Annotated in this window: 1 protein-coding gene; it reads left to right on the forward strand. The window is 70.0% G+C overall.

The window, feature by feature from the left end; translation table 11 throughout:
• Positions 1-51: 51 nt before the first annotated feature.
• A partial coding sequence (locus ABT092_RS30845; protein ID WP_351249805.1) for a non-ribosomal peptide synthetase occupies positions 52-2,600 on the forward strand: 2,549 nt, incomplete at its 3' end.

The raw sequence follows: 2,600 nt of genomic DNA on the forward strand, positions 1-2,600 counted from the left end.
GGGGTTGTGCGGGCGGGGTTGGTGGCGGGGGAGCGTCCCGAGGTGGTGCCGTTGTCGTTCGGGCAGCAGCGGATGTGGTTCCTCAACCGGATGGAACAGGAAGGCGCCGGCGCCGCCTACAACATCTCCATGGCACTGGGCCTGACCGGCGAGGTGGACGTCGATGCCATGCGAGCGGCCCTGCACGCGGTCGCCGAGCGGCACGAAACCCTGCGCACGGTCTACCCCGCCACGGAAGGGGTCCCCCGGCAACAGGTCCTGGAAGCCGTCGAGAGCCGGACGGAACTGGCCGTGCGCACGGTCGGGCGGCACGAGTTGCGTGCCGTGATGGCGGCATCCGCACAGGGTTCGTTCGACTTGACCCGCGACCTCCCCTGGCGCACCGAACTCCTGGTCCTCACCGGGGCCGGGGCCGGGGCCGATGCGGAGGCGACGGCGACCGAACCCGCGGACTCCCCGGCGGAGGCCGAGTTCGATGCCGTCCTTCTCTTGACGGTGCATCACATCGCGGCAGACGGCACATCCATGGGCGTGCTCACGGACGACCTCCGGTCGGCCTACACGGCCGCGCACGGTGCGGCGACGGGCGAAGGGTCACCGGGACTCCTCCCGCCCCTGCCCGTCCAGTACGCCGACTACGCCCTCTGGCAGCGCGAGACCCTCGGCGAGTTGACCGACCCGGACAGCTTGATCAGCGCCCAACTCGCCCACTGGCGAACCGCGCTCGACGGACTCCCTGAGGAACTGGTCCTCCCGGTGGACCGCACCCGTCCCCCCGCTCCGTCGTTCGTGGGCGGACAGGTGACCGTGGACGTGGGCGCCGAGACCCATGCCGGGTTGGTCGCGGCGGCGCGGGGGAGTTCGGCCACGACCTTCATGGCCGTGCAGGCGGCGCTGGCGATGCTGTTGGTGCGCCTGGGCGCCGGCACCGACATCCCGGTCGGCACCGCCGTGGCCGGGCGCCCGGACAGCGCACTGGAAGAGCTGGCCGGGTTCTTCGTCAACACCTTGGTGTTGCGGACGGATGTCGGTGGTGATCCGTCGTTCGAGGAGTTGTTGGGGCGGGTGCGGGAGGCGGACCTGTCGGCGTATGCGCACCAGGACCTGCCGTTCGAGCGGCTGGTGGACGAGGTCAGCCCGGTGCGGTCACTGGCCCGGCACCCCCTCTTCCAGATCATGCTGGCCGTGCAGAACACGGGGCCGGCGGAGGACCCCACCTGGCAGCTCCCCGGGCTGCGGGTGCGGCCGGTGCCGGCTGACGACCGGGTCGTCAGCCGGTTCGACCTGTCGATCGGTCTGGACGAGATCCGAGACGCTCTCGGCACCCCCGAGGGGATGCGCGGCACCGTCCAGTACGCGACCGACCTGTTCGACCACAGCTCGGCCGAGGCGCTCACCCGTCGTCTGGTGCGGGTGTTGGATCAGGTGGCGGCCGATCCCGGGGTGCGGGTGAGCGACCTCGACGTCATGGACGCCGACGAGGAGTGGAAGGTGGTGCAGGCGTGGAACGACACGGGGTGTGAGGTGTCGGCTGGTTCGGTGGTGGAGTTGTTCGCGGGGCAGGTGGTGCGGTCGTCGGGTGCGGTGGCGGTGGTGGGCGACGACGTGTCGTGGTCGTACGGGGAGTTGGCGCGCTTGTCCGATCGGGTGGCGGGGTGGTTGGTGGGGTGTGGTGTGGGTGTGGGTGGTCGGGTGGGTGTGGTGGTGGGTCGGTCTCCGTGGTTGGTGGCGGTGTTGTTGGGGGTGTGGAAGGCGGGTGCGGCGTTCGTGTCGTTGGATGCGGGTCATCCGGTGGAGCGGTTGCGGTCGCTCGCGGATGAGGCGGGGTTGGATGTGGTGGTGGCGGATCGGGTGGTGGAGGGGTTGGAGACGGTCCCTCTGGAGGAGCTGTTCGCCGCTGATCCGCTGACCACCCCGACCGTGGTGTCTGCTGATTCCTTGGCGTATGTGATGTTCACGTCGGGGTCGACGGGGGTGCCGAAGGGTGTGGCGGTCACGCATCGCAGTGTGGCGGCGTTCGTGTTGGACCGGGCTTGGCGCGAGGACGTGGTGGCACGGGTGCTCGTCCAGGCGAACCATGCGTTCGATGCGTCGACGTATGAGTTGTGGGTGCCGTTGGTGCGCGGCGGCACTCTGGTGGTGGCGTCGGCGGGTGATGTGGATGCGGCGGAGCGGGGTCGGCTTGTTGCGGTGCACGGGGTGACGAATGTGCATGTGACGGCGGGGTTGTTTCGGGTGTTGGCGGAGGAGTCGCCGGAGGTGTTTGCGGGGGTGCGGGAGGTGTCGACGGGTGGGGATGTGGTGTCGTCCTCGGCGATCCGTGCCCTGCTGACCCGCTATCCGGAGCTGACCGTACGGACGACCTACGGGCCGACCGAGACCACGGCGTTCACCACCCAACTCCCGTACCGGGCGGGTGATGAGGTGCCGGCGGGCGTTCCGTTGGGGCGTCCGATGGACAACTCCCGGGCGTACGTGCTGGACGAGTTCCTCCGGCTGGTTCCACCGGGTGTGGTGGGTGAGTTGTATGTGGCCGGTGACGGTCTGGCCCGTGGCTACGACGGGCGTCCGGGCTTGACGGCGGAGCGGTTCGTGGCCTC

Source organism: Streptomyces sp. NPDC002490 (assembly GCF_040296045.1).
Taxonomy (GTDB): domain Bacteria; phylum Actinomycetota; class Actinomycetes; order Streptomycetales; family Streptomycetaceae; genus Streptomyces.